This window comes from Chromobacterium subtsugae (genome assembly GCF_001676875.1).
GTDB classification, from domain to species: Bacteria; Pseudomonadota; Gammaproteobacteria; order Burkholderiales; family Chromobacteriaceae; genus Chromobacterium; species Chromobacterium subtsugae.
Genome location: NZ_JYKA01000011.1, coordinates 1 through 20,076 on the forward strand (window position 1 = coordinate 1; position 20,076 = coordinate 20,076).

Below are 20,076 nucleotides of genomic sequence, written 5' to 3' on the forward strand. Positions count from 1 at the left end.
AAGAAAGTATCAAGCCATTGGCATCACGCGCAATCAACCCGGGGGTGTTGCACCCCTGCGTGTCCCCCTCGCTAACCTGCCCAGCTAGCAAATACTCACCAGTCTGAATGCGCCCCCCTGCATTCACACTACCGCCCACCGTCGCGTTTCCGTTAACCCCCAGACTTCCGTTGATATTGCCATTCTGGCCTACGGACAAATTGCCATTGGCAATCAAGTTCCTCTTGGCGGTCACGTCCAGCGCCGCGGTCACACTGCCGCTATTCACGTTCATGTTGCCGAAGTTGCTGGTGATGTCGCCGTTCATCACCAGCGCCCCCGCACCATTGATATCCTTGGCATTGACAATGCTTTTCGCCCCCATATCCAGATTGCCCAGCATCTTTTTGCTGCCATCCAACCGCAGGAAAACATTCAGGTCAGAGCGGTTGTAGCCGCCACGCACCGCCACGATGCCCGCCACGTTAGTCATGGGGTTGGCAATCGGTATCGAGTTACTATTGGCGGCGGTTCTGAAAGTCAGCTTGCTGAAGTCGGGAGGCATGGCGGCGCCGCCGTCCGGGCCAATCTGCTGCACCGCGGAAGCCACGGCGACATAGTCGACGTCGTCGCTCGCCGATGGATAAGGCAGGCGCAGCGGCTTGTCGACATAGGTCAAGGCGTTGATATTGCAGGTGCCAGGACTACTAGCGACGCATTGCCTATTACCTTGCGTCGGGTCGTCGCCGCTGATCACGATTTGATATGACGCGCCAGCCAGCGGCGGCTTGGTGCCAAGCGAGGGCAAGCCCACCACGCTGGCGATTTCAGCTGGGGTCGGGCTCAACGGGTTTGCCACCCCATTCAGCGGGGGAATCACGGTTTGATTGAGCACGGCCAGCACCAGCTGGTCATGGTGCTGCACCACGTAGCTCTGTACGCCCTTGCCCAGGTCCGCCAGCGCGCCGCCCAACAGTTGGCCGCGGCTGGCCCGCCATTCGCCGACCTGGCGCACGCCCAGATACGCCAGCCCCATGCCTATCAGCGCCACGGCAATGGCCAGGCCTATCAGCATTTCCCCCGCTTGCTTCCTGCGCATTACGCCCCCCTGCCCTGAATGTTTTTGCGTCTTTGTATGTCTATCTCTCCCTCCAGGCGCGCGTATTCGCCCTTGTTGATGAATTGGGAGAGGTCTTTGCGATCGCGCAGATCAAGCGAAGTGACCTGCGGAATGCCGTTGTCCAGGCGCTGGTGAAACACCATGCGCAGGGAGTCGGCGATGAATTCGTCGGCCTGCGCCTCGCCGCCGGCTCTGGCCAGCGACGCCAGGCGGCGCAGCGCCGACGGGATGTCTCGGGAATGGATGGTAGACAGCACCAAGTGGCCATCCACCGCGATGCGCAACAGCTCCGCCGCGCTATGCGCGTCGCGCACCTCGCCTATCATTAGCATGGAGCGGTCCCGCGCCGGGAAGGAGCGCAGAGCGGTGGTGATGGCCTCCGCGTAGCGGCGGTCGAAATTGAATTCCTGCCCGGATGGCGAGTCGGCCACGTCTATCTGCGTGCAGTAACCGTCGCCATGCCAGCCCTCGATAACAATTTCCACCGGGTCTTCAACCGTCTGGGCGAAACCGCCGAACTTCTCCAGCCGGCTCACCACCATGGCATTCATGGTGGTGGTCTTGCCGGAGCCGGTCAGCCCGGAAAACAGCACCAGGCCGCCGCTTTTCTTCAGCTCGTCCGACTGCATCATGGTGGTGTGAAAGTCCAGCAGGCGCAGATCATTCAGGCGCGGCGCCTTGTTCATCACCAGCCGGCAGGCGTAGCGGTACTGCTGCATGCGCTGCACCCGCCAGCGCAGCCCGCCGATGGTGATGGTGAAGCCGGTGCGCCGGCCCACTTCCTGCTGTTCGGTGAGCACCACTTCGGTCAGCTTCATCAGGAAATTCTTGTACTCCTCGCCGGGCTTGATCTGCCCGGGGAAAAGCACGCTGGATTTCCAGTCGCGCACGTGCAGCTGGACATCGGTAATGATCTGTTGCGCCATGGACTTTACACGCCCTCATGCCTGCGCGCGTTCACGCAGGGCTGTCGATTACAAGGAAAATGCATAGGTAAGGGTATTGGACGTCGAGGCATTGCAGGCGGTAGCCAATGCAGCCGCATTCAAAGCAACACCAGCCTTCAGATCTTTCACCGTGGTGGTGCCGACCTGGATCTGGACAAACAGCGACTGGATATTAGGAACCAGACGCAAGCAGGCCTCGGACGAATAACCGGTCGATACCAACTGCACCGCGTCCTTGGAGGCGTAGTAATCGATAGCGGACCAGGTCACGGTGCCGCCGAAACGGTTGAGGATGGTGGTGCCAGACACACGGTCCGCCGCCATCAGTTTCAGGCTGATAGCCAACTGGTTAGTCAAGCCGGCCGCCGGCACGCCGGAACCGAACACCCGCTGCGCTTGCGAAACCTCCTGCTGCAAGTCGGAAGTCTCGGAGTTCGACTTGATGTTGGTCATGATTGACGGCACCACGAGAAAGCCGATCGACAGGATGAAGGCGATGATGCCCACCGCCACCGACAGCTGAATCAGGTCAATACCCGCCTGGCGTTTGAGCGAGCCGCTTCTGCCAGAAGCCGAACGCCATTTCGAAGCATTCATGGGATCTCCAATTTGCTTGTTAGTTGTTAAATGGAATATATACTATATCAAACTTTGAAAACGATTGGCAAAGGCTAAATCACATGCTGCCGCCACCGGTCATCTGCTGAATCTGGTTGCCGGCCTCCAATGCCGTCATCATCATCCCGGCGATAGTAAGCAAGATGAAAAGACCCACCACTACGATCAAAACGTTACGCATCACGGCGGAGCGGGCGCTGATCACCTCGGAGATTTCCTCGATGGTGGTCAGGCCTATCTTGCGGATGCCGTTTTCGAAGTTGCTGCGTTCGGAATATTCCGAAATCCGGTCGAAAATCTCCTCGGAGAACAGGCCGGTATCCATCGCCTTCAGAATGCTGCGGTTGCTGGTCAGCGCCAGGCGGATGCGCGCCAGGTGCCAGCGCATCCACGGCGTGGCGCCCTGCTCCAGCAGCAGCACGGCGTCGTACACCGCGGTATTGGCTTGCGACAACGCCGCCAGCGAAACCAGAAACTCGCTGGCTTTCAGGTCGCGGTATACCGAATACGGCAGATGGCGATCCAGCCGATTGCGCAGCGGACTGGCCCAGCGCGGCAGCGACCAGAAGTAAGCCACGGCCAGCAAGCCCGGCAAGCCGTAAATCAGATACCAGTAATTGCGGATGGCCTGCGACAGGTAGTACAGCACCTTGCCCACCAGCGGAAAGTGGTCCGCCGGCATGATCTGCTCCATGATGGGCATCATGCCCAACGCCACGCCCAGCTGGACGCCGGTCATCAGCAGCAGCAGGAATACCGGCAGCGCGATCGCCATCTTGATCGCCTCGGCGTTGCCCTCGCGGATTTTCACCACCTTGGCCAGAAAGCGCAGCGCTTCCGGCAGGTCGCCGCGCTCGCCGGAGCCGATCACCATCAGGTCGTCGGCCGGGATGGTGCCCTCCCAGGCGCCGCGCAGGTTCATCGACGCCGCGCGGTCGCGCCAATAGGCGAACAATGGCGCCATCACATTGCCGCGCTCGCGCGCCAGCATGTATTTGTGGGAAAACAGCTCGTATGGGTTGGCGCCATCCTCGATGGAGTCGGCCAGGTCGCCGTAGAACTTGGTGCGCAGCTTCATGAACTTGCGCTTGGCTTTGGCCAGGCCGGCGTATTTCTGCTCATGCGCCGGGGCGATGCCGAAAAACCGCTTGATCAGGTTCAGCATCACAAGCTCCCCGCGCTACGGTAATCCACCCGCCCGGCCTGAATCGCCTGGAACAGCAGCGAACTGATGCGCTGATCCGGCCGCAAGCCCTTGTCCACCAGGTCGGCCAGCATGCTGACGCCGAAATCGCGCTGGCACAGCTTGCCGTCCCACACCTCGCTAAGCCATACCTCGCCGGCGTAGCCGCTGCCGCAGCAGGGCTCGCGCAGATTGCGGGTTTTGACATTGCCGAAATCGGCGCTGCGGAAGTTGCTGACCACTTCGGTCAGCTCGCGCGCCGCCAGGTCGGCATCCACCGACAACGCGCAAATCGGACACAGCCCCGGCAGGCGCACCGTATTGACGCCCATGGAGACACGCCCCTTGGCCCAGCCTGGCTGCTCGCCCAGAAGCAGCATCAACGCCGACTCAGCCGTGCTGTTGCGGCCCGGAAACACCGCCAGCGCCGGGCCGTGATGGGCGCGCAGCTTTTGCGCGTCCGGGTTCAGCCACACCGACGGCAGGCCCGACGCGGCGGCCGAACCGGCGGCGGCGCCAGCCACTCCCTGGCTCCAGGCCTCCGCCATCAGCGCCGCGGCCATCGCCTCGGCCATCTCGCCCGCCACGAAGACAATCGCGCCGGGGCGCGACAACTCTTTCACCAGGCGGTTGACCACCATCTTGTCGTCAAGTCCGAACGCCGCAAGCGCCGCCGCCTTGCCGCGCTCCCCGCCGACTTTGCCGGCCGCGCACCAGATGCCGGCATCGGCCGGGTCCGGCTCGGCGCCCAAAGCGCCCAGCCATTGCGCCGCCTCGCCGGCATCCATCATGGCTACCGCTTCCATGCCTTGCGCCGTCTCCAGCAGCAACAGCCGCCGGCCGTCCGCAGCCGGCGCGGCGTAGACGCGGGCGGCGTCAGCCACCGCCATCGCATAGCCGACATCTCCCGCCGCGACGATCTCCGGCCACAGGAAGCGGCGCAGCGCCCAACGGTAGGAATAAGAGGTCAGCAAAACCACTCGCCAGCGTTTTCCGGCCTGGTCCAATTCGCCGCAGATTTCCGCCACGCGGCCTCTGGCCTCGCGGCTGGAGCCATCCGCCACGATCAATGCCGGCACGCCGTAAGCGGCGCCCTTCAGGTAGAAGTAGCCGTGCCGGCCAAGCCCGTCGCCGTTGCGGGTGGCCGCCGGCAATTCGCTGCGCGCGGTCAGCGCGATGGCCGCCAGATCGGCAAACGCCTGCGGCTGCGCCTCCACCGGCCAATACGCAGCCGCCTGCTCGGCGTAGCGGTCGTCATTGACCAGGCCCAAGGCGTCCAGGCTGTCGAACACCTGGCCGGCCTCATGCCCCAACAGGCCGCGCTCCGCCGCGATCCGCGCCCAGGATGGCACCGGCAGCGCCTCGCTCACTTCATGTTCCTGAGCCAGCGCCACCGGTTGCCGCACCGCATCCACCAGCGGTTCGCGGTATCCCATGTCGAACTCTTCGCTGCTATGCACGCCCTCGCCGCGCGCTTCCTGCGCCACGCGATGCAGCAAGGCCAGCCTCTCCTCGCTGAGACTGGCGGCGCGCCTAGCCGGGGGCGGACTGGACGGCACCGGCTCCAGCGGCGCCAGCAGCTCTTCCATCCGCAGCGGCGCGAAAGGCGCTCGCTCCTCGGCGGCCTCGGCAGGCGCTATCGCCGGCGCTTCTGGCTGGCCGGCGGCGGAAACCGCTTCCCGCACGCTGTCCAGGCTTATGCCGAAACCGCTGTCAGGAAAGTGCTGCAATGGCGCGTCCAGCAACAAATCGGGCTCCACCGCCAGCGGCAACACTTCCTCCGCTTCGTCATCCTCCGCGCCATGCTCCGCCGGCGCGGCGTCCATGGCCCTGCCGGCCGGGCCTTTGCCATACCCGAATCTGCCCAGCAGACTCTTGAAGGCGTCATCACCATTGGCCATCCCTGCTCCTTCAATCAATTGGCCAGACTCAACGGCCGGTATTTTTTCAGCTTGCGGAACGCCGACTCCACGTCCCGCGGGTCCAGCAATCCCAGCGACATCTTGTAGAGAGCATGCTCCATCGCGGTCTTGCCCAGCATCCTGGGGTCGTACAGCTTGCCGTTGCTCTTGGCGCGCCAATCCTTCTCCGCCTCCCAGAAGCGCCCCTCGCGTATCAGCGGCAGCATGTCTTCCGTCACCTCGCACACTTCGGCCACCACGGTCTGGCCCTTGGTGCCCAGGTTGCGGCAGGCCGGGCAGCCCGGCCCCATCACCCGCACCATGCCCACGTCTATGCCCAGCGAGGCGATCACCATCAGGTACTCATCATCCAGCACTTCCGCGGCCAGCAGGCTGCACTCCGGGCACAGCACCGGCACCAGCTTCTGGTAGACCAGCGCGGTGAGGAAATCCGGCGCCGCCAGCGCCTGCACCGGAATGCCGATTTCGTCGTCGGTCAGCCGCGGGATGATGCCGAAGCCGCTGGAGGCGTGGACGGTGGACAGCACCTGGTGGCCGGTCTGCGTCATCGCCTTGGCGAAGGAGCCGGTTTCGGCGTCGCGGATTTCGCCGCCCATCACCTTGTCCGGGTCCCCGCGCAGCAGCACCTTGGCCGCCGCGCCGAACGGCGTTTCGCCACCCTCTTTCTTGCCGTCTTCCGCCTTGCGCTGAATCGGAATCTGCGTGACATGCGGCTGGATGTATTCCACCGGGTCTTCGATCGAGAAGAATTTCTTGCCGGACTCGCGCTCGTAGGTCATCAGCGTGCGCAGGGTGGTGGTCTTGCCCGAACCGGTTTCGCCGGCGATGATGGTCAGGCCCGGCGAGCGGTACACCGCATCTTCCAGAGCCTCCACCTGGTCGTCGGAATATCCCAGCTGCGACAGGGTGAGGATGTCCTTCTCCACCGCCTCGTTCAGCAGCACCCGCAGGATCACGTCCACCCCGCGGTTTTCCTTCACGCTCTGGAAGCGCAGCTGGTAGCTGCGCCCTTGGACAGCCATGTTGATCGAGCAGCTTTGATGCTTGTTTTCGTCGAAGTGGTTGTGGCTGCGGCTGCTGGAGTCGGCGCGCGAGTTGTAGGCGGTGGAGATCGCATCCATCATCGCGTTGAAATCGCGCAGCAGCCGGTCTTTGGGATCGCTGTCGCGCAGCTTGCCGTGAACGCGGTAGCGCACCAGCACCTGGTTGCCGTCGCGGAATTCGAAGTGGATGTCGGTGGCCCGCAGATCGATCGCCTTTTCGATCACCAGGTCGAAGTTGCGATAGCCGCCGGTCTTGGCGTCGCCGTCGCGGTGGCTGGATTCCACGCTGTGCTGCTGCAGCTGCGAGTGCACCAGCAGGATCTCTTCCATCGACCCCACGTAAATGCCCAGGCAGCTCCACTTGGTGCGCGAGCGCACGCCGGCGTCGAAGCGCTGCAGCAGATCGCCGCCGCGCAGCTGCAGATAAGCCACGTCCTCCAACAGCAGGATGTACTGCTTGGATTTGGCGGACCCCAGCAATAAGGCGCTGTTCTCATAGCCGGGCAACACCAGGTCGCCCTCCTGCCGCCAGCCAAGGTGACGGATGGACTCCGATTTCAGCCCGCCGATCCGGCGCACCGCCAAACCCTGGGATGCCGGCTGCCGGCTGCGGCCATCCTGCCGGGACTCCGGCGAAGCGGCCGATTTGGCGTCCCCGCGCCCCATTACCTCAGAAAACCAACTGCACATGGCGAGACCTGCCTCTCCACTTCCCGTTCAACGCTGTTCAGGCCCGCTGGCCGCGCCGGCATCCATCAGCAGACGTTTACGCTTGCCCGCATGGGCGACGTCCACGTAGTCGTCGCCGACCGCCACCACTTTCCACGACTGCACCACATCCCCCTCGCGCACCATCTTGCCGTAGCGGCCATCCACCACCAGATAGGCCTTGCGCACCTTGCCATTGCCCTGGATGAACACCACGTCGAACACCTGGGAGGAGCCGTTCTTGCCCGGAAGCGCCGTGCCGCTGTTCACCACCGGCGGAGGCGGCGCCTGCGACGGCAAGGGCGGCAAACCGCCAGGTATCGCCGCGGGAGCCGGCGCCAGCGCGTTCTTGGCAAAGGAATCAATGGTTTCCGCGCAGGCCAGCGCAGGCAGCAGCAACAGCAAGACAAGCAATTTATTGAACATAAAAAGTACCCTTCGCCGTGAATTCCGGCTTTTTATCGTTGAGCGTCACCTCGACGGCATCGAGCGTCATATTGCCGGCCCGCTCCATCAAACCCGGCACCGAATCCAGGAACGCCAGATGGCCCTGCATGCTCCAGCTGCCCTTGGCCAGCGCGGGCAGCTTGCCCACCCGCCCCTTCAGCTCTTGGGGCAACGGCACCAAGGGGTCAACCTTGCCCAATACCACGGCCATCAGCTTGTCCTCGTTCTTGCCTGTTTTCCCCATATCATCCAGCGCCTGCATCCGCACGCCGGCCGTCATGTAGAACTTTGATACGTCCACCGGAGCGGACTGCAGCGCGGCCTGCGCCTCCGGCAGGGGCACGACTTCCGTCGCGCTGCCCATGTCCAGGAACTGCACCGTCTTGCGTTGCTCCAGCAAGGTCTGGAAGTTGCCGCCGTCCTGGCGCTTCCAGTTGATCGTGCATCCCTTTTCCTTGCAGGAAATATTGCCCACCCGCCAGCCGCCCACCTCGAACGGCAACTGCTGCACCACCGCCAGCACCGTCCTGGCGTATGCCGCGCCATGATTGAGCGGCGCCTGCTTCAGCGCGCTCTGCATCTGGTTGCGGTAAGTCGTCATCGGGTCCGGCTGCTGGCTGGCCGCCGCGTCCAGCGCGGCCAGCCTGTCTTTTTCCTGCTGCTGCATCCACCACCAGCCGCCACCAGCCGCCACGCCCAGCGCCACGAACAACAAGGCGACGCCCAACAGCCGCGTCCCCGGCAGCGGCTGCAGCCGGTAGGCCGCCTTTTCCTCGTCGGTCAGCGAGGTGACGATGTCTTCCAGGTTGACGTGCCGAGTGACCTGCAGCATGTCGTCGTCGATATCGCCCAGGATGGTGACGCCGGTGCCGACCTCCTGGATGAACTGGCGCGCGGCGTCCAGCGCCGCCTCGCGGGCGATGACCCGGTCCTGCATCGGCTTGCCGTCGTGGATCGCCACCAGCACCAGCCGGGACGGGTCCTCCGGATCCTGATGCAGGAACAGGATGTTCGGATCGTCCGACACCTCCCGCAGCAAGCCGGCCAGCGCGAAAAGCTCGCTCTTGCGCCCCTTGGCCGGCAGATTCGCCAGGCCAGCCACCCGGACGCCCAGCGCGTTCTGCAACACCAGGCATTGCTTGGCGCCGCGGCGCGAAGCCAGTTCGCGAACCTCTTCGGACTCCTTGCTCAGCCCCAGCAGCGGTTCCCACTGGACCTCGACCGCCAGGTTGCCGAAAAGCACTCTGGCCATGTCACACTCCCTCGGTGAGCTGCGGCGTGATCACGATGATGGTTTCGTCGTCGCCCTGTTCCGCCGTTTTGGTGCCGCCCTCGTAATTGAACGCGCCCTTGCGGGTAGTGTTGTTCTTGGCGCGGCGGAAACCGCTCAGAATCAGCGTCTGCCCCGACTTCAGCGACGCGCGCTGCATGGTCTGCACCGCCGAGGTGATCGGCGTCTGGATGCTGCTGCTATTGCTGCTGTCGCCGCCCGACGAGGCTTCCTTGATTTCGATCAGCTCGGACAGGTCGATCTGCACTTGCAGCATCACGCTGCGGTTGTCCAGCAAGGTGGGCAGCAGGTTCATCACGAAACCGGTGGTCACCACGCCCGGCGTCAGGCCGACGCTGGGCGCCGAGCCATTGGAGCCCGGCGTCGAGGTGATGCTGGCCAGATAGCCCTGGTTGTTGGTGACGGCCACCGGCGCCGGCTGGTTGTTCAGCGTCACCACATTGGTGTTCACCACCGTGCTGACCCGCCCCTGCTGGCTCAATGCCTGCAGCAAAATCTTGGAACCGTTGAACTGCCCGGAATTCATGGTGACGCCGAACTGGCCGGCGCCTTCCATCGGCTTGCCGAACGCCGAGCTGAATGTGCTGCCCCAACCGCTGTTGGCCGATTGGTACACAAGCTTCCAATCGATGCCGGCCGCGCTCTTCTCGCTGAGGCTGACCGTGAACACCTGCACCGACAAGCTCACCTGGCGGCCCAGCACCGCGTTTTCGCCATCGATGTACTGCCGCACCCGCTCCACCACGTCGGCGGAGTCGGTGACGGTGATGGAGCTGGTCATTTCCGACGGCATCGCCTTACCCATAGGCGACAGCATGCTATTGACGGTGTCGCTCAGCTTGTCCCAGTAGCGCAGTTCGGAGGTCATGCTGACCGAAGAGTCCGAACCGAAGTTGATCGACGAACCGCCGCCGCCGCCGCTGCCGCTGCCGCTACTGCTGCCGCCGCTGCCGCCGGACGTGGTTTGCGAGCTCTTGCCGACCTTGGCCGAATAGGTGGATACGCCGGGCATGGTCTTGATCTGGAAGGTGCGGGTCACCAGGCGAGAGAATTCCACCACGCCGTTGCGGTAGCTCCAGTTGGTGCCGGTTTTGTTCGCCACCGCGTCCAGCAGGCCGCGCAAGGTGCCGGAGTAGTTCAGCTGCGCCCGCGGCTCGGCGTCCTGGGTCTGCGCGCCGGGATACGTGGCAGCGCCCATGCCTCCCATGCCTCCCATCACACCCGAGCCACCCATTCCCATTCCGCCCGGCAGCGGCGGCATGCCGGCCGGCGGCGTGGGCATGCCCGCTTGCGGGCTGCCGCCATTGGCGTTGTTCTTGCTGGGCGTGATGCCGAAGATATCGCGCGCCAGCCGGATGGTGACGCCCTGTTCCCTGCCGATCTGCTCGGTCATCAGCGACAACGGCAGCTGGCGGCCGGAGCTGAAACTGGCGCGCTGATCGAAGCGTGGCGGCAGGCTGTCTATGTCATCCATCACCACCGAGCGCTGGGCGAACCAGGCGCCGGCATCGCGCTCCACCAGCGGCAGCGAAGGGTAGGTCAGATTGGATTCGGCGCTGCGCATCACCTGCTGCGTTTCCGTCACGCGGTCGTCGGTCTTCTGCAACATGCCGGGCGTGCCGCAACCGGCCAGCAACGTGGTTCCGCAAAACGCGGCGACAATCTTCTTCATGCCTGTTTCCTTAGCGTGTCGCGTGGATCACGCGAATGACCTTGTTGGCCTCGTAAACCTTGATGCGGATCGGCGTATCGCTGTTCTGCAGCGATTTGGCCACCTGCTCCATCACCTCTAGGAATGTCCCGCTGAACGTCGCCGGGTAGTCGATGGGGAAATCGCGCTCCATCTCCCAGGCCAGTTCCCAGCCATTGGCCCTGGCGTAATCGCGCAGGGCCGCCGAAATGCGCCCCTTGCCCGGCACCAGCTTCAGCACGCCGCGCCCCTGGCCGAACTCGATGGCGCGCCCATCCGCGGCGGGGCCGGCAGTCTCGCTGGCCCCGCCATCCTTGGCCGAGTCGTTGTCCAGATAGAGAAAACCCGCCTCGGCATGCAGCGCGCACATCAGCAACGACGCCGCGATCAATGTCTTTTGCTTCATGACCCGAACCTTATTGATTCACTTTAATAGGTATGATATCAAACTTTTTATGATACCAGTCAAATAAAACGCAACCCGCTCAGCCACCCGGCACCGGCATGCCTCTTTGTTGCAGAATCTGCTGGATGGTCAGATTGAGATAACGCCGCATGATCACCAGGCAACCATACAGGCGCACATCCCGCAAAGGCTTGCGCTCGGCCAGCTCCATGTAATAGTGCGCCATCACCCCGACACCCTCCATGAACACCGTTTTGCGCCCCACGCTGGCCAGCGCCGCCCACAGCTCGGGGTGGTCATGGCGAAACAGGATGGGCCGCGCCCAGTCGCAGCGCACCACGCCGTTCTTCTCGCGATGGTGATGCAGCAGCCTGACCATGGCGGTGGAGCGGTAGGCATGCTTGTCGCAGGCCAGCTTGACCAGCTTGGGGCTGACGCCCAGCTTGCGCGCGAAGCCCACCAGCAGCGGATCGTTCGGGTTCGACGGCTCGCCCACCTGCTTCTCCAGCGCCGCCAGGAATTTCTCGTCGAAATCCGCCGCCTCGTGATCCAGGCCGTTGAGGCGCATCCATTCCGCCACCTGGTAGAGCTGTCGCTCCTTCGGATCCAGGCCGCGGGCGCGGATCACCTTGTTGAAGGTCTGGCGGTTGGCCGGGCGGCCGGACCATACCCGCCGCACCGCATGCTCCTTGCGGATGTGCTTGAGCAGCAAGGGCGCGATCGGCAAGGCGATCAGCCAGCCCAGCGCGTAGTCGAGCGCGATGGCGCGCGCCAGCGTGGGCTGCTCGCGCAGCCATTCCGCGCCGTGGGCGAACGGCGCGCCCAGCACCGGAATCTTGGCCAGAAACAGGTAGCGGCTGTAGGTGCTCTGCATCCACTTCAGCCACAAATGCGGCGCGAAATATATCGCCAGGCCAGCCAAGGCCAGCGCCGCGATGATGACGAACACCTTGTCGTCGCCGCCGCCCCCGCCGCCTCCATTGCGCGCCGCCATCAGTCCGGACTCCGGTAGGCGGGCCGCGCGCGGTACAGGCGGCCGCTGAACTTGGCCTTGACGTAACGGAAGGCCTGCTCGATCGGCACGCCTTTGTATTCAAACAGGATCAGCGCGCCGAAGATGGCCAGCATCGTCAGCACCGTAAACCAGTTGAACTTCAGGATCAGCACCGGAAGTATGTAAAACGCCTTGGAATCCAGCCAGGGGGTGAATCGCGGCGACTGGGCGGCAAACACCCACAATTGTCCTTCCATGCCTACCTCACCAGAGAGAATCTTTTGTCACGACATAATGGGGGCGGCCTTGTTCATCCTTGCCCTTGTAGCGGATGCTGGCGTCCGCCGGCGCCGCCGCGCTCGTCCCGCTGCCGCCGCCCCAAGAAGCGCCGACCGTGACGCCGGCCAGGAAAATCAGGATGCCCACCGCCGCCAGCAGCGCCTCGTAGGGCAAGCGGTCGAAAGCCGCCTTCGCCAGCTCGGCGAACTTTGTCGAAGTCTTGTGTTGTGTCATCATCCGCTCAACCGCTCATCAGGTATGTAATCACGTCTTCCTGCCGGACGCGGCCCTGCTCGATCAGGTCCAGCGCGCTTTGCCGCATCGGCTGGCCGTACAGGTTCACCTTCTCCCGCATCAGCTGGAATACCCGTTCCGAATTGGCGGCGATCTCCTGCGCCACCGTGCCCGCGCTGCCCAGCTTGGTGAAATCCAGGCATTCGCGCACCGGCACGCGCTTGCCGTCGGTGGTCGGCACCAAGTGCTGGCACACCACGTATTTCAGCGTGGTGGCCAGGTTGTAGATCATCACCGCGCGCATCGCCTGCGGGAAAAACTTGGACCAGTAGTCGAACAGCTCCGGGATGGTGTTCGGGTGCATGGTGGCGTACACCAGGTGGCCGGATTGCGCCGCCCAGATCGCCGCCTGCGCGGTTTCCGCGTCCCGCACCTCGCCCACCAGCATGTGGGTGGGCGCCATCCGCAAATGCGCGCGGATGCCGTCGGAAAAGCTCTCCACCGACGTGCCCACCTGCATCTGGTCTATCACCGCCGTCGGCGCCGCCACTTTGCCGTAAACGAATTCCACCGGGTCTTCGATGGTGCGCAGAATGCAGGACGAATCCGGCCGCTCCACGTGGTCGCGCAGCAGCGACGACAGCGTCGCCGACTTGCCCGAACCAGTGGGGCCGGTCACCAGAATCAAGCCGGAACGCTGGGTGCGGCTGACGTAGATCAGGTCTTCCGGCGTGTCGGCCTCTTTCAGCGTCCACGGCTCCGGCTTGATGCGGCGGAAGGTGGCCGACGGGCCAGAGGTTTCGCTCTGCATGTCGCGCGCCACGGCCACCCGGTAGCGCTGGCCGTCCACGCCCTCGTAAACGAAGTCCAGCGAGCGCGCCTTGCCCATCACCATGTCGTAACCGTTGACGTTGTCCTTGTAGGCCGCGGTCAGCAGCTGGCGCATTTCGTTCTGCTGCAGGCGCCGCTGCATCACCAGCCGGTTGCGGCCGAACACCTTGGCCACCGGGTAGGTGTCTTGCTTGAGGAAGACGTCGCTGGCGTCGGAGAAGCGGTTGAGCAGGCTTTCCAGATCGGCGCGGCTGACTTTCGAGCTATTGTCGAAATCGTCGTCATGCCCGGACATCAGCGGCCTCCTTCGAAAAATTCGCCGGCGCCCAGATCGTTGATCGCCTTCCAGCGCGGCAGGTCCTTGACGAACACCACCGGCTGCGACACCACCTTGCGCGACACCCTCACATCGATGCCGCCGTCGGCGTCCACCACCTTCTGCTCCTGGCGGACCACCTTGGGCGCGTCCACCATCTGCTTGAGCCACAGCATCTTGTACAGCAGCATGCCGTTGAAGGTTTCCTTCAGCTGCGCGAGCTTGCTCTCATACGCGCCCTTGGCCGCCGCCACGCCGCTGGCCCAGCCCTGGCGCACGCCGTCGTCCCAGGCGGCCTTTTCCTCCGGCGTGGCCGGTTTCAGCGCCGCGTCCGGCTCGCGCACTTCCGGCACCGGCTGCTGCATGTAATCCCACCAGCTGGGCGCGGTGGTGACAAAGCGCGCATCCTCGCGCACCCGGTACGAAGCTTCCACAGACACCATGCTGGTGGGGCTCTCCAGCCGCACGGTATTCTTGGATGACGACAGCACCGGCGGCAGCAGCGAATCGGGCAACAACAGCCGGGAGAAGTCGAATACCTGCGACAACGTCGCGTCCTGCGACTGCAGCATCGCGTTCAGCCGCTCGCACTCCCGCGCCTGGCCCAGCTGCGCGCCGTAGGACAGGCCGGCGTTGTAGACCGCGCGCACCTTGAGCGCCGCTTCTTGCGACAGATAGCTTTTCGGCTGCCAGTTCAGAGCGCTTTGCAACGCGCCGCCATCCTCCTGCGGAATGGAGTCGGCCGCCCAGGCTCCGCCCGCCAGACCGATGGACAACACCCACCAACACAAGCGCCTCATGCCCGCCTCACTCTACCCGCTGGTGCAGTCCCAGCGTTTCGCGCACCTTGCGCTCGCCCGCGCCGTCGTCGACATAGGGGCCCACCGCGATCTGGAACTTGCGGCCCGCCGGCCGGACCTGGGCGGCGAAGCCCTGGTTCTTGTAGCCATCCGCCACTCGCGCCGCCAGCTTGCGGTCGGCGAAGATCCCGCCGTCCATAGAATACTTCTGGATCAGCGGCTTGGAAGCCGAAGCCTGGAAGGCGGTTTTCGGCTCGCGGGTATCGTTGATGGAGCGCGTGTAGTCCAGCACGATGGTGCGCGACTTCTCATCCACCGCCAGCACGAAGGGGAACTGGTCGCCGATGGAGCGCAGCACCGCGATCACCGGCTGCGACGCGCTCTTGATGCGGACGATGCTGTCCACGTCGGCCGAGCCGCGCTCCTCGAAGCGCCAGCCTATGCTTTGCGCGATGTCCTGCACGATGCCGTGCGGCACGCCGACGTATTCGGTGGAATACAGGCGGTTCAGGTCATTGCTGGGCGTGGAGGCCAGGCTGGCCTTCAGGTCCTGCATGGCCTTGTCGCCGCTGTTGACCACCGTCATGCGCGCCAGCAGCTGCTGGCTGCGCGCGGCATCCTCGGCAGCCTTGGCCAGCATCGCCAGCTCCGGGCTGGCGGCCGCTTGCCGCGCGGCGGGCGCGGCGCAGCCGGCCAGGGCGCAAGCAAGGCCGGCGATCAGGAATGGCGTAGCAGCTCTCATCAAATCGCGCTCCATATATTTACTTTGGTAGTAATCATATCAAACATTTTAAAAGCATGCCGGTTTTATTGAAGCGTGGCCGGCGGCAGTACCTGCGCCGCCAGATCCGCATCGCCCAACACCTGTTCCAGCTCGCCGCGGCGATAGTCGAAATCCGACTTCCAGCGCCCGATCTGCTCCGGCACCCGCTCCAGCTTGCGGAACAGCATGGTGCGCGGATGCGCGCCCGCCCACTCGCACAGGCTCAGCAACGATTCGTGCGGCATGTCGATCAGCCGCGCCAGCAGCAGATGCGAAGGCAGAAACCCGTGCAGCCGATACCAAACCCCGTCCTGAAAACCGACCGCCGGCGCGTCCCGCCCTATCCGGCCGCCATGCTCGCGCGCCCAGTCTTCCGGCACCGACACATCGCCCTCCTCGTCGGCGAACCAGTAGGCCAGCATGTCCTGCCATACTCCGTTGTCCATCAATGCCCCCCCGCAATCTCGGCTACGATTTCTTTTATGATGTCCGCCTCGCGCTTGGCGCCGCCCCAGGCGTCGATGCGCTTGTCCAGCTCGCTGACCGCGTCGCCGCCGGGGAAGCGCCGGGCCAGCCGGCTCAGCGCCTCGCGATAGCCGACGAAGCGCGCCACCTGGCTGCGGATTTCCACATTGGCCGGCGTGGTGGCGTAGGCCCACAACTCCACCCCGCCCGGCTTGAAGTACAGCACCCGCTCCACCACCGCGCCCTTGATGCGGCTGTACAGCAGCATCGGCGCGCCCAGCGGCGTCAGGCCCTGGATGCGGTTGGCCAGCGCCTCGTCGGCGTACTCGCTCAAGTCCATGGTTTTTTTCAGGTCATCGCGCACTTCCTTGGAGTCGGCGCGCAGCACCCAGATATTGGTGGCCAGGTTCATGATGGACTTGGGAAAGTCGGTATGTTCCTGCGAGGCCAGCGCGATATGCACCTTGTACTTACGTCCCACCCGCACCAGCGTTTCGATCAGCCCCAGCACCATCGGCGAGCTGATGTTGTGCAACTCGTCGTAGACGATGCGCTTCACCTCGTTGCGGTTCTTGCGCAATTCGCGGCGATGGTACTCCATGTATTGCCCCGGGCAATCCATGGTCGGCACCACCTCGTCATCCATATAGAAACCGCGCGCCAGGAAGGCGCTGGTCGCCAGATACATCACCTCGCCCTGCTTCTGCGACGCCGCGCCCTGACCGCCGGTGACGTCGGCCAAGTCCACCGCGACGATCTTGGCGTTGGAGAAGTCCAGCGCGGTTTCGTAGGCCAGCAGCGGGAAGCGGCTGCTGATCGAACCCAGCATGCGGTTGCAGAAATCCAGCATCGACGAGCCGCCGGGAATCACCGCGTCGGTGTAGTTGTCCTTGATGCTGGGCGTGGCCTGCATCACCTGGCTGAGGTCGGGAATGATGGGCACCGCGTAACGCTGCGCCACCGTGGCGGCGCGGATCTCGTTGCGATCGAACAACATGTCCACCACGCTCCACCACGACGCCTCCTCCTCCGGATGCAGATTGTTGCGCTGCAGCGCCTCATCCACCTCCGGATTGCGCCGCGGCTGGTATTTCTTGGGTTTTTCGATCGAGAAATAGCGATAGGCGGCGGTCACCAGCGTATCCACCAGCTCGGCGATTTCCGGCACCGGCTGCTGCTGCCCCACCGGCGTCAGCAGCAAGGTGACGAAGTCCACGAGAAACGCCTTTTCGTCCGGCACCGCCGCGCGGCAACCCAGCATGGTGTCGAACGGATTCATCGCGTTGCGCTTGTCGATCGACAGCCGGTAATGCTGCGCCAGGTATTGCTTGTCCACCGGCAACGAGGCCTTGACGGTGTCGATCAGCCCCTTGGACGAATAGCCGACGTCCAGGATGGCCATGCGCGGGATGTCGTCCTTGCCCGGCTGCAGAATGGAGCCCAGGTTGAGCGCCTGCAGCAACACCGATTTGCCGGAACCCATGGTGGCGAACATCACATCCACCCAGGCCTGCTGCAGCTGCGAGCCCACCTGGTAGACGAACAGCTTGCCGTCCTCGGTCAGCATCATCATATTGCCGTAGCCCCATGGCGAGGCCGGCCGCTCGATCGGCAGGATGGCCGCCAGCATCTGCGACGGCATGATCAATTCGGGCGCCAGATTGCGGAAACCCGGCAAGGTGCCCATCGCCACCTCGCAAGGGTTGCCGAATTCCTGTATCACCTGGCCGCCGCCCCAGCCGTTCAGCGCCGCCGCCAGCTCGGTGAAGCGGTCGGTCGCCTCCTGCTTGCTGCCGCCCCAGGTCACCACCGAAATCTTCACGCCGACAAAGGTGGTGGCGCCGATGCGCTCCAGCTCCTTCACCTCGTTGATGGCGTCGACGATCTTGGAGTTCTGCCCGCCGAAGGTGGAAAACTTGAGGAATTGCGCCACCGACTTCTTGGCGGAAAAGCGCCCGGAAGCGCTGCCGGACAATAGCTGGAACGCCACCCGGAACGGAATTTCGCCATGGATGCGCGCGGTGGGCAGGATGCGCAGCAGGTTGTTGAACACCTCGGGCTGGGAAATCGGAAATTCGAAATAGCCGCTGGAATAGAAGCGGTTGCCCACCCTGGCCACGCCTTCTTCCGGGATGTTTTCCAGTTGGCGGCGGAAAATCTGCAAACCGGGCAGCGGCGGAATGATGTCGTCGCGCTGGCCGGCGATGGTCGATTTCGCCCGCGCCGGCAACACGCCGGTCTTCTTCACCGAATCGGGGGTGATCGGGCTGAGGCCCTCTCCGGAGCCGTCCCACAAGTCGGCGTCCAGCACGATGGCCTGCTCCAGCGTCAAGGGCTGCGCCTTGAGGCTGAAAATGCTGACCAACCCTTCCACGTATTCCTTGCACACCCCCAGGTGGCGGTTGCGCATCGCTGGCACGAAGCTTTCGCTTTGCGCCATCTCGCCGCCGGACCAGTTGGCAGCCACCTTGCGCATTTCCTTGGGCAGGATGGAAGGCGAGGTGGTGACCACGATCAGCGCGATCTCCGACGTCACGGTGCGCGACAGAATCTCCTCGCGCTCGTCCAGGATGAAGTTGACGTCCATGCCGATCCGGGCGGTGGCCGAGCGTATGCTGTTGGCCTGCTTCCTGACCTCCTTGCGCGAGGTTTCCTTGTCGCGCTGGAAAATGATGTCCACCACGATGCCGGAGCGCCGCGGCAGGCTGGCCAGCATCGCCGACAGCTTGCCCAGCCGCTCCTGGTAGGCCTCGCCGTCGAACGATTGCAGCGCGCCGTCCAGCTTGTAGATGGTCATCAGGCTGCCGCCGCGCAAAGAGATGACATTGCCCGAGCCGGTGGTCCACGCGCACTTGTCCCATAGCGCGGCCCCGCGGATCTTGGGTATGCGCTTCATGAAGTTGTCAAACGCGTCAAATATTGTCGTCACTGCTCACCTCTCCACTCTTCCAGGCCGCGGCATCTCGCCTCAGCCCTCGCTCTGCGCCGCATCATGGCGCCGCAGCGCCTCCACCCCGTCCGGCCGGTACGACAAGGGGAAAATCAATCTCAGGCCGTTGCGGGTGAGAAGCTTGACCGTTTCCTCGTAGGAGTCTTCCCGGTTCTTCATCAGCACCTTGAAAAAGGTGGCCAGATTGTCCACCGTGCCGCGCCCGCCCATATAGCTTTCCACCAGCTTGACCGACTGCTCCAGGTGCAGCTCCAGGTTATGCCCCAGGCCGCCCCGCGCCAGCCGCGGCATCGCGCGGCAAATCCGGTTGATCGCCTCTTGCGAACGGCCCTTCTCCACGCCCCAGAACGCGCCGGCCCGCAGCGCCGCGCCCACATGCTGGGTGGCGCGGCAGTAATGGCACAGCACCAACCAGTTATCCGGACTCTCATTGCCGTAGTCATCGTCCAGCGGTTCGCCTTCCAGGAATTCGCGGCTGCGGTAGCCGCAAAACTGGCAGGCGTGCCGGCGGTATTCAAACAGCGAAGCAAGGAAACCGGCGGCTGGGCGGCCGGAAACGGCATACACGCCGTCGTCGACGCCGGGATAGTTCCGATTGCGGTATATTTGCACGCTCAGCATATTTAAATGTTTTATAAAATATATACTATAACAAACATTATACACATACCGCGCCATGTCATGGCAATAAAAAACCCGCCAGAGGCGGGTCGCGGCGCAAGCCAGGGTTTACATCAGGGTGTGGCCGCCCATGCCGATCCAGTCCGGCGCGAAATAGGCGATCACGCCGCCCAGGCCGGCGAACAGCGCCGTCTTCATATGGCCGCGGTCTTCGCGGCCCGGCTTGCCGGACACGTAGATGTTCCAGCCGGAGAAGCCCATGCACATCACGCCCACCAGCTGCAGGCCCATGCCCATCACTTCCTTGAACGAGGAGATCAGATCCTTGGTCTGCTTGGCGGTATCCATCAGGCTCTTGCCGGAGCTGCCGGCCGTGGTGGCCACCGTGTCCGCCAGCGAGGTTTCCGTCGCCAGCAAGGCCAGCACCGCAACCATCAGAATCAGATTTCCTTTTTTGAACTTCAACATT

20 protein-coding genes are annotated in these 20,076 nt (G+C 63.9%); all 20 read right to left on the bottom strand.

What is annotated here, in order from left to right:
* On the bottom strand, positions 1–1,078 hold a 1,078-nt coding region (locus MY55_RS14165; protein ID WP_167595300.1), incomplete at its 3' end, for a hypothetical protein.
* Positions 1,078–2,025, bottom strand: a complete 948-nt coding sequence (locus tag MY55_RS14170) for an ATPase, T2SS/T4P/T4SS family (protein WP_043580176.1) — start codon at positions 2,023–2,025, stop codon at positions 1,078–1,080. The genes MY55_RS14165 and MY55_RS14170, both read right to left, overlap by 1 nt.
* Before the next feature lie 48 nt (positions 2,026–2,073).
* Positions 2,074–2,643 carry a type 4 pilus major pilin gene (locus MY55_RS14175; protein WP_043580174.1) on the bottom strand — a complete coding sequence of 190 codons (570 nt, stop codon included), beginning with the start codon at positions 2,641–2,643 and terminating at the stop codon, positions 2,074–2,076.
* A 79-nt stretch (positions 2,644–2,722) separates the two neighbouring features.
* Positions 2,723–3,829 (bottom strand): type II secretion system F family protein, encoded by a 1,107-nt coding sequence (locus MY55_RS14180; RefSeq protein ID WP_047238457.1) that lies wholly within the window; start codon positions 3,827–3,829, stop codon positions 2,723–2,725.
* Entirely contained in the window at positions 3,829–5,748 is a 1,920-nt protein-coding gene (locus MY55_RS14185; RefSeq protein ID WP_047238456.1) for a hypothetical protein, read from the bottom strand. The genes MY55_RS14180 and MY55_RS14185 overlap by 1 nt, the downstream gene beginning before the upstream one ends.
* A 14-nt stretch (positions 5,749–5,762) precedes the next feature.
* Positions 5,763–7,478: a GspE/PulE family protein gene (locus tag MY55_RS14190; protein ID WP_047238455.1), complete on the bottom strand. Its 1,716-nt coding sequence runs from the start codon at positions 7,476–7,478 to the stop codon at positions 5,763–5,765.
* 51 nt (positions 7,479–7,529) lie between these two features.
* Positions 7,530–7,946 (bottom strand): hypothetical protein, encoded by a 417-nt coding sequence (locus tag MY55_RS14195; RefSeq protein WP_043580167.1) that lies wholly within the window; start codon positions 7,944–7,946, stop codon positions 7,530–7,532.
* A complete protein-coding gene (pilO2, locus tag MY55_RS14200) occupies positions 7,936–9,219 on the bottom strand; it encodes a type 4b pilus protein PilO2 (RefSeq protein ID WP_043580165.1) in 1,284 nt (427 codons plus the stop codon). The genes MY55_RS14195 and pilO2 overlap by 11 nt, the downstream gene beginning before the upstream one ends.
* A 1-nt stretch (position 9,220) precedes the next feature.
* Positions 9,221–10,930 (bottom strand): PilN family type IVB pilus formation outer membrane protein, encoded by a 1,710-nt coding sequence (pilN, locus tag MY55_RS14205; protein ID WP_065202576.1) that lies wholly within the window; start codon positions 10,928–10,930, stop codon positions 9,221–9,223.
* Between the two features lie 10 nt (positions 10,931–10,940).
* Positions 10,941–11,354, bottom strand: coding sequence for a toxin co-regulated pilus biosynthesis Q family protein (locus MY55_RS14210; RefSeq protein WP_052258376.1), 414 nt, complete (start codon positions 11,352–11,354; stop codon positions 10,941–10,943).
* Positions 11,355–11,433: 79 nt separating this feature from the next.
* Positions 11,434–12,348, bottom strand: coding sequence for a secretion/conjugation apparatus DotM-related subunit (locus MY55_RS14215; RefSeq protein WP_043580163.1), 915 nt, complete (start codon positions 12,346–12,348; stop codon positions 11,434–11,436).
* On the bottom strand, positions 12,348–12,605 hold the full coding sequence (locus MY55_RS14220; RefSeq protein ID WP_152681648.1) for a hypothetical protein: 258 nt from the start codon (positions 12,603–12,605) through the stop codon (positions 12,348–12,350). The genes MY55_RS14215 and MY55_RS14220 overlap by 1 nt, the downstream gene beginning before the upstream one ends.
* Positions 12,606–12,612: 7 nt before the next feature.
* The gene (locus MY55_RS14225) at positions 12,613–12,864 is read right to left on the bottom strand and encodes a hypothetical protein (protein ID WP_043580156.1); all 252 of its coding nucleotides are present in this window, start codon (positions 12,862–12,864) and stop codon (positions 12,613–12,615) included.
* Positions 12,865–12,868: 4 nt separating this feature from the next.
* Entirely contained in the window at positions 12,869–13,987 is a 1,119-nt protein-coding gene (locus tag MY55_RS14230; RefSeq protein WP_043580155.1) for a type IV pilus twitching motility protein PilT, read from the bottom strand.
* A complete protein-coding gene (locus tag MY55_RS14235; protein WP_080509395.1) occupies positions 13,987–14,808 on the bottom strand; it encodes a type IV secretory system conjugative DNA transfer family protein in 822 nt (273 codons plus the stop codon). The genes MY55_RS14230 and MY55_RS14235 overlap by 1 nt, the downstream gene beginning before the upstream one ends.
* A 7-nt stretch (positions 14,809–14,815) precedes the next feature.
* Complete coding sequence (locus MY55_RS14240; RefSeq protein WP_157889325.1) at positions 14,816–15,550, bottom strand: DotD/TraH family lipoprotein; 735 nt, start codon at positions 15,548–15,550, stop codon at positions 14,816–14,818.
* Positions 15,551–15,615: 65 nt separating this feature from the next.
* On the bottom strand, positions 15,616–16,017 hold the full coding sequence (locus tag MY55_RS14245; protein WP_065202577.1) for a hypothetical protein: 402 nt from the start codon (positions 16,015–16,017) through the stop codon (positions 15,616–15,618).
* Positions 16,017–18,965, bottom strand: coding sequence for a hypothetical protein (locus MY55_RS14250; RefSeq protein ID WP_152681649.1), 2,949 nt, complete (start codon positions 18,963–18,965; stop codon positions 16,017–16,019). Before MY55_RS14250 ends, MY55_RS14245 begins: the two co-directional genes overlap by 1 nt.
* 39 nt (positions 18,966–19,004) lie before the next feature.
* Positions 19,005–19,607, bottom strand: coding sequence for a hypothetical protein (locus MY55_RS14255; protein WP_047258377.1), 603 nt, complete (start codon positions 19,605–19,607; stop codon positions 19,005–19,007).
* 108 nt (positions 19,608–19,715) lie between these two features.
* On the bottom strand, positions 19,716–20,075 hold the full coding sequence (locus MY55_RS14260; RefSeq protein WP_043580133.1) for a hypothetical protein: 360 nt from the start codon (positions 20,073–20,075) through the stop codon (positions 19,716–19,718).
* Position 20,076: the final 1 nt, after the last annotated feature.

What these genes read in the sequence shown, in the direction of transcription:
- MY55_RS14235 (WP_080509395.1), bottom strand. Translation starts at nt 14,808, where the DNA reads ATGAGGCGCTTGTGTTGGTGGGTGTTGTCCATCGGTCTGGCGGGCGGA.
- MY55_RS14210 (WP_052258376.1), bottom strand. Translation starts at nt 11,354, where the DNA reads ATGAAGCAAAAGACATTGATCGCGGCGTCGTTGCTGATGTGCGCGCTG.
- MY55_RS14170 (WP_043580176.1), bottom strand. Translation starts at nt 2,025, where the DNA reads ATGGCGCAACAGATCATTACCGATGTCCAGCTGCACGTGCGCGACTGG.
- MY55_RS14180 (WP_047238457.1), bottom strand. Translation starts at nt 3,829, where the DNA reads ATGCTGAACCTGATCAAGCGGTTTTTCGGCATCGCCCCGGCGCATGAG.
- MY55_RS14215 (WP_043580163.1), bottom strand. Translation starts at nt 12,348, where the DNA reads ATGGCGGCGCGCAATGGAGGCGGCGGGGGCGGCGGCGACGACAAGGTG.
- MY55_RS14185 (WP_047238456.1), bottom strand. Translation starts at nt 5,748, where the DNA reads ATGGCCAATGGTGATGACGCCTTCAAGAGTCTGCTGGGCAGATTCGGG.
- MY55_RS14240 (WP_157889325.1), bottom strand. Translation starts at nt 15,550, where the DNA reads ATGAGAGCTGCTACGCCATTCCTGATCGCCGGCCTTGCTTGCGCCCTG.
- MY55_RS14220 (WP_152681648.1), bottom strand. Translation starts at nt 12,605, where the DNA reads ATGGAAGGACAATTGTGGGTGTTTGCCGCCCAGTCGCCGCGATTCACC.
- MY55_RS14225 (WP_043580156.1), bottom strand. Translation starts at nt 12,864, where the DNA reads ATGATGACACAACACAAGACTTCGACAAAGTTCGCCGAGCTGGCGAAG.
- MY55_RS14175 (WP_043580174.1), bottom strand. Translation starts at nt 2,643, where the DNA reads ATGAATGCTTCGAAATGGCGTTCGGCTTCTGGCAGAAGCGGCTCGCTC.
- pilO2 (WP_043580165.1), bottom strand. Translation starts at nt 9,219, where the DNA reads ATGGCCAGAGTGCTTTTCGGCAACCTGGCGGTCGAGGTCCAGTGGGAA.
- MY55_RS14255 (WP_047258377.1), bottom strand. Translation starts at nt 19,607, where the DNA reads ATGCTGAGCGTGCAAATATACCGCAATCGGAACTATCCCGGCGTCGAC.
- MY55_RS14230 (WP_043580155.1), bottom strand. Translation starts at nt 13,987, where the DNA reads ATGTCCGGGCATGACGACGATTTCGACAATAGCTCGAAAGTCAGCCGC.
- MY55_RS14195 (WP_043580167.1), bottom strand. Translation starts at nt 7,946, where the DNA reads ATGTTCAATAAATTGCTTGTCTTGCTGTTGCTGCTGCCTGCGCTGGCC.
- MY55_RS14190 (WP_047238455.1), bottom strand. Translation starts at nt 7,478, where the DNA reads ATGGGGCGCGGGGACGCCAAATCGGCCGCTTCGCCGGAGTCCCGGCAG.
- MY55_RS14245 (WP_065202577.1), bottom strand. Translation starts at nt 16,017, where the DNA reads ATGGACAACGGAGTATGGCAGGACATGCTGGCCTACTGGTTCGCCGAC.
- pilN (WP_065202576.1), bottom strand. Translation starts at nt 10,930, where the DNA reads ATGAAGAAGATTGTCGCCGCGTTTTGCGGAACCACGTTGCTGGCCGGT.
- MY55_RS14260 (WP_043580133.1), bottom strand. Translation starts at nt 20,075, where the DNA reads ATGTTGAAGTTCAAAAAAGGAAATCTGATTCTGATGGTTGCGGTGCTG.